Origin of the sequence: Streptomyces sp. SID9727 (genome assembly GCF_010550605.1) — a bacterium.
Lineage (GTDB): Bacteria > Actinomycetota > Actinomycetes > Streptomycetales > Streptomycetaceae > Streptomyces.
The window spans coordinates 31,326-37,493 of the sequence record NZ_JAAGNI010000070.1 but is presented as its reverse complement, the minus strand read 5'-3'; the positions used below and the strand labels follow the sequence as shown (position 1 = coordinate 37,493).

The 6,168-nt window shown below is 73.4% G+C and carries 4 protein-coding genes and 1 pseudogene; 2 read left to right on the top strand and 3 right to left on the bottom strand.

Annotated elements, in window-relative coordinates:
- From G3I41_RS04305 to G3I41_RS04295, 3 genes and pseudogenes are all read right to left on the bottom strand, one after another.
- Positions 1–245 (bottom strand): annotated as a pseudogene (locus tag G3I41_RS04305) (peptide ABC transporter ATP-binding protein); the annotation flags it as partial.
- A gap of 2 nt (positions 246–247) precedes the next feature.
- Entirely contained in the window at positions 248–1,216 is a 969-nt protein-coding gene (locus G3I41_RS04300) for an ABC transporter permease (RefSeq protein WP_203600192.1), read from the bottom strand.
- Between the two features lie 14 nt (positions 1,217–1,230).
- On the bottom strand, positions 1,231–2,814 hold the full coding sequence (locus tag G3I41_RS04295; protein WP_164398964.1) for an ABC transporter substrate-binding protein: 1,584 nt from the start codon (positions 2,812–2,814) through the stop codon (positions 1,231–1,233).
- A gap of 507 nt (positions 2,815–3,321) precedes the next feature.
- Here G3I41_RS04295 and G3I41_RS04290 point away from each other — a divergent pair.
- Both G3I41_RS04290 and G3I41_RS04285 read left to right on the top strand, forming a co-directional pair.
- On the top strand, positions 3,322–3,648 hold the full coding sequence (locus G3I41_RS04290) for a DUF5132 domain-containing protein (RefSeq protein WP_164398963.1): 327 nt from the start codon (positions 3,322–3,324) through the stop codon (positions 3,646–3,648).
- A gap of 212 nt (positions 3,649–3,860) precedes the next feature.
- On the top strand, positions 3,861–6,140 hold the full coding sequence (locus G3I41_RS04285) for an ABC transporter ATP-binding protein/permease (protein WP_164398962.1): 2,280 nt from the start codon (positions 3,861–3,863) through the stop codon (positions 6,138–6,140).
- The last annotated feature ends 28 nt before the right edge of the window (positions 6,141–6,168 follow it).

The following is a 6,168-nucleotide window of genomic DNA, read 5'->3' as shown; positions in this document are numbered from 1 at the left end:
GCCAGCGCGAGCAGCAGCGAGGGCCGGGCCGCCGCCAGGATCCGGGCCAGCAGGTCCCGGCCGAGGCCGTCCGTGCCGGCCGGGTGTGCCGCCGAAGGCCCCTGGAGCACGGCCGAGGGGTCCGGCCGGTCGGCCGCCGCGCCCCAGAACAGCGGGCCGGCCACGGCGAGCACGACGAGCGACGCCAGCATGGCCCCGGTGACCCAGGCCATCGGGGAGCGCCGGAGACCGGCGGCAAGGCTCATGATCACATCTCCCGGATCGCCGAGCGGGGGTCGAGCAGGGCGAGCAGCACATCGACCAGCAGGCCGGCCAGCAGCACGGTGGCGCCGAGCACCAGCACCATGGCCTGGACCACCGGATAGTCCTGAGCCACCACGGACTGGGCCATCGCGGACCCGATGCCGGGCCAGGCGAACACCTTCTCGACCAGGACCGTGCCCGCGATCAAGGCGGGCAGCAGGCTCCCGGCGACGGTGAGCGCCGCGGACGCCATGTTCGGCGCCGCGTGCCGCAGATGGCGGCGTGCGGCGGACAGCCTCTTGCTCCGGGCGGTACGCAGGTAGTCCTCGTCCAGCACCTTCAGCGCCTCCACCCTGACGATGCGCAGCAGTACGGCGGTGGGGGTGAGGGAGAGCGCGAGGACGGGGAGCACGAGGGAGGCGGCGCCCGCCGCACCGGCCACCGGGAACAGCTGGAGGCCGACGGCGAGCAGGGCGGTGAGCCCGGCGGCCAGCACGAAGTCGGGCACTCCGGTCAGACCGGCGGTGACCGTGGTGAACGCCAGCTCGGTGCGCGGGCGACGGCCGTCGCGGGTGCGGACGGCGGCGAGGAGTCCGCCGGGCAGGGCGACGGCGAGTGCGGTGAGGAAGGCGAGACCGGCGATCTCCAGGGTGGCCGGCAGCCGGGTGCGGACCAGTTCCGCGACCGGTGCCCCGGTGACCAGCGAGGTCCCGAGGTCGCCGTGCAGCAGACCGCCGAGGTACTGCCGGTACTGGGCCGGGAACGGCATGTCCAGCCCGAGCGCGTGCCGCCGGGCGGCGACGAAGTCGGGGGCCGCGTCCACACCGAGCGCGGCCCGCACCGGGTCGCCGGGGATGAGGCGGATCATCGCGAACGACGCCGTCAGGACGATGCCGAGGGAGACGAGGAGCCGGAGGCCGCGGCGCCCCAGGAACACCGTCCAGGGGTGCCGCAGCAGTGCGGGAACGGTCATGGCGGGCCCTTGGATCACTGGTGGAGGCGGATGCTGGTGGGGACGAGCTGACCGCCGAAGGTGGTGGTGAACGTGGTGCGGTGCCCGTACACGCCGCTGCGGCCCTCGGCGATCGGCAGCGCGTCGGCCGAGCGGAAGAGCGCGGCGGCGGCCCTGTTCCACGTGGCGCACCCCGTCGTGTCCGGCTCCCGGAGGGCCCGGGCGACCAGGGCGTCGTACTCCGGATCGGACACCCCCGCGAAGTTCAGGCCCTCGGCGGGGGCGGGGCCCGAGAAGAAGGGGATGAAGCCCGCCGGCAGGGCGAAGCCCGGCGTACTGCCGACCACCACGTCGAAGTCGGCCGTCGTGTACATCGCGTTGACCAGGGCGGGCAGGCTCTCGGTGACCAGTTCGACCTGCGCGCCGAGCGCCGTCCACTCCCGGGCCATCAGCTCGGCGACGGACGCCAGTGTGGGCCCGAGATCGGGGCTGGTGATCAGGCGGAGCCGGAGCTCCCGGCCGTTCTTGGCCGGCGGACCTCCGGCGGAACGGGTCCAGCCCGCCTCCCGCAGTGCCTCCGCGGCGTCCAGTGCGGGCAGGTGGGCCTCGGCGAGGTCGGCATGGCAGACGGCTCCCTCGGCGTCGAAGTCCTCGGCGGGGGTGCCGGTGCCGCCCACGGCGACGTTGGCGAGCCCCTCGCGGTCGAGGGCGGAGACCAGAGCCCGGCGCACAGCGCGGTCGGCGAGGATCCGGCCCGGGCGCTGGTTGAAGAAGGTGAGCCCGACGACGGTCGCGACCTCGGAGACGGCCAGGCCGCGGCCGGTGAGCCGGGCGCGGTCGGGGCCGCTCACCCGTGCGATGTCGACGCCCCCGGTCAGCAGGAGGTTCGCCGCCGTGGACGTCTGGGGCACCACCGAGAGGACGAGGCGCGCGGGCAGGCCGCGCTCGGCGGTCGTCGCGCCGGCGGGCCCCCAGCTGTAGCCGTCGCGGACGGTGAACTCGTACGGCCCGCCGGGGGAGTAGCGGGTCAGCACGTAGGGGCCGGTGCCCTGCGTGGCGCGGGCGAGCGAGCCTGGCCGGTCCAGGCCCGCGGGACAGACGACCGGCAGCAGGCCGATGGTGCGGACCAGGAACGGGAACGGGGCGCCCGCCTCCACCGACACCGTGCGCGTCCGGTCGTCGGCGCGCGCCGTGAACGGGACGTTCGGCAGGACCGTCCGGGCTCCGGCGAGCTGGTTGTCCGGGTCGGCCGCGTAGGTCAGCGACCGGGCGACCGCCGAGGCGGTGAGGGCGGTCCCGTCGGAGCAGGTGACGCCCGCGCGGAGCGTGAACACGGCACGGGTGGCCGTCGCCCGCCAGGAGGAGGCCAGGCCGGTGACCAGGCTGCCGTCGGGGGCGGGGTTCACCAGGGAGTCGTAGGCGTAACGGGCCTGGGAGGCGCCGAAGGTGGAGTACGGGTCGAAGCTCGGCGTCTCGCTGGACTCGGCGATCCGGACGGTGCCGCGGTCCACCAGGGGGGTGGTCGTCGAGGAGCGGGCGACGCCGCCGCAACCGCTCAGCGCGAGGGCCGAGGCGGTGAGCGCGGCCGTCAGGGCGGCCGGCGGGGTGCGTCGGAGCATGGCGTCATCGTGCCACCGGAGGGTGGCTGTGGTGACCCAACTTCCTTGCGCGGAAAGCCTGTTCGAGTGCCCGGAATCGCCTGGCCGCCGGGCCGGGCGCGCCCGGGACCGTCCGGGACGGCCGAACCTGATTCACCCGTACGAGTCGGGGCGGGGGTATCGGGGCATGTGCCAAGCGGCACAACGTGAAAAAGGTAGTCAGATAATCATTCCTCGGTGTGTTGGGGTGCACCCCATTCCGGACACGAGAAATGGCCACCCACACTCACACGAGTGAACCCGGAGGAATCCGTTTGGCCCAGGCGGGCGTTGTTCGACTACCGTGATCAAGGGATCGGACGGCGTGTTTCTGCCGTCCGGGAATGTGATTTCCCGGGACCGTGCCGGTTTTCCGGTCCGCACCGGAAATCGTCACGGAATTGCCTTCTTCCGCCCGGCGGTGCGCCGCTCCCATTCTCGTCGTGCCGGGTTCCCTGTCATACGTATGCGTGGAGAGGATGGAGCGTCATGCCGCCTGTAGTACCGCCGTTTCTCGTCGGGCTCATCGTCGCGCCGCTGGCCAAGCGTCTGCTGAAGCCACTGGTGGGTGGAGTCGTCAAAGCGTCCGTCGGAATCGCGATGGAGGTGAAGAAGGCGGCCCACGAGGCCGGGGAGAACATCCACGACCTCGCGGCCGAGGTCGCCGCCGACGTGGTCGCCGCCCAGATCGCCGCCGGCGAAACCGAGGGTCACTCCGTGCCCGGTCAGCACGCGAGCGGAGCCGGTGCCAAGGGGGACCGGAGGGCCCCGAAGATCCGCGCCACCGCCGAGAGCGTCGCCGGAAAGACGCACTGACGGCCTGTGCGGCCCGCGGCCGCCACCGGGCGAGCCCGCCGATCGAATGCGGCGGAGCGCGCCAGGGTGGCGGCCGTTCTCGGGCCGCCCCGCCCGCGCACCCCTACGGTGCCGCCGCCGGCCCGCTCCGTATCTCATTTCCCGTTCCGTCGCCCTGATCCGTCGACTCCGTGACGGCCTTCCGCGACCTCCGCAAACAGGTGAACGTACACATGCCATCGCTACTGGGAGCCGCATCCGGATTCCGCTCCACGGAACCGGCCGCGAGCCCTCGCTCGGTCACACCGGGCCGTCAGCGCTGGGACGTCGGGCTCGTCGTCGGACGCCCCCGGACGGCCGAGATCCTCGCCGCCGCGCTGCGCCACATCCCCGGGATCACCGAGGCCCAGGCCAGCCCGGTCACCGGCGGGGTGCTCGTCCGGCACGACGCTCGGCTGCGCGCGGCTGACGTCGGCCGGATCATCGGCCGCGCCGTCGCCCGGCTCGCCCGGGAAGCGGCCGGCACGGAACGAGCGGAGGCGGACCGGTCCGGGCCGGCTCCCCGGGTGGATCGCGGCCTCGTCGTACGGCCGGTGCTCGCCGTCGGCGGCGGAGTCGCGGCCGGCACCGCGCTGGTCAAGGGCTCGACGCTGACCAGGCAGCTCGTGGCCGTCGGCGGAGTGGCCGCGGCGACCGCGGTCGTCCTGCGGAAGGCATGGCGCGGAACGGCCGACGCGGCGGGACCCGACGCCGAACGGCACCCCCTGCTGGACATCGTCGGACCCCACCGCCCCCGGCTCTACCGGGCCGCCGCGCTGTCGGTCGCCTGCCAGGCCGCGGAGATGGCGCTCGGCACCTTCCTCGGATGGACCGGCCTGGTCCTCATCAAGGGCGAGGCGGCACCGCTGGCCCGCCTCGGTCTGACCACGGCGTCCGCCCAACTCTGGGGTCTGGCGGGGCTGGTGGCCGCCGCATGCGCCGCCGTCGCAGGACTCTCGTACGCCTCGAACCTCCAATGGCGCCGGCTCGGCCAGGACATCGAGCACGACTGGCGGGGACGCGCCTACCGGCACGTCCAGCACCTCGAACTGGGCCATCTGGAGGGCGAGCGGACCAGCAGAGTGGCCGGCACCCTCACCAACGACGTCGGCCAGCTCGGCGCGTTCTTCGCGGGACCGGCCAACGACGTGCTGCAACTCGGCACCAGCCTGGCCCTGCTCGTACCGGCGTTCCTCCTGCTGGCACCCCAGATCGCCTGGATCGCCTTCCTCCCGATCCCGGTCATCGCCTGGCTCTCCCTGCGCCACCAGGAGAAGGCCGCGAGGGACTACGCCGCCACCGGCGAACACCGCGCCAGACTCGGCAGCCAGGTGATCAACTCGCTCGAAGCCGGCGCCACCGTCAAGAGCTTCTGCACCGAGGCGTACGAGGCCGAGCGCGTCGACCGGTTGGGCGACGCGGTCCAGGAGAGCAGTCACCGCACCGACCGCGGCACGCTCCGCCACGGCGAGACCGTCCGCGCCTGCACCACCGCGTCGATGGCCGGCACCCTGCTCATCGGCGGACGCGCGGTTCTCGACGGCACCCTCCGCTTCGAGGTGTTCAGCCCGCTCATCGGGCTCCCTCAGATGCTGCTCATGCGCATGAGCCGGCTCGGCGGCATCGCCGACCAGTACCAGCGGACTCTCGCCTCCTACGAACGGGTCCAGCGGCTGCGTGAGCTGCCCGCCGAGGCCGACCGCGGGGAAGGGACGCTCGAACCCGTCTCCGTGCGCGGCGAGATCGTCCTCGACGAGGTCACCTTCGCCTATCCCGGCCGCGCGGCGGCCCTGGACAACCTCTCGCTGACCGTTCCGGCCGGGCGGGTCACCGCCCTGGTCGGCGCCACCGGCTCCGGCAAGACGACGATCGCCAAACTGCTCATGCGCTTCCAGGACGCCCAGTCCGGCCGGGTCCTGCTCGACGGCCGGGACGTCCAGGACCTGCGACGGCACGACCTGCGCCAGGCCGTCGGCTTCGTCGCCCAGGACCCGTTCCTCTTCGACGGCAGCATCGCCGACAACATCCGCTACGGCAGCTTCGACGCCCCCGACGAGGCCGTCGTCCGGGCCGCCGCCATGGCCGAGGCCCACACCTTCGTCACGACCCTGCCGAACGGCTACGACACCCTCATCGGTGAACGCGGTGCCGCGCTCTCCGGCGGCCAGCGGCAGCGGATCGCCCTGGCCCGCGCGATCCTCAAGGACTCGCCCGTCGTCATCCTCGACGAGGCGACCTCCGCCGTGGACAACGAGACGGAGGCAGCCATCCAGCGCACGCTGCACACCTTCGCGGCCGGCCGGACCATGATCGTCATCGCCCACCGCCTCTCCACGGTCCGCCACGCCGACCGCATCTACGTCCTGGACAAGGGCGGCGTCGTCGCCGAGCAGGGCACCCACGACGAACTCCTCGCCCAGCACGGGCTCTACGCATCCCTCTGGCAGCTCCAGGCCGGCGAACTCGCCGCCTGACCGCGGGAACCCGCCCCACCGCCCGGCC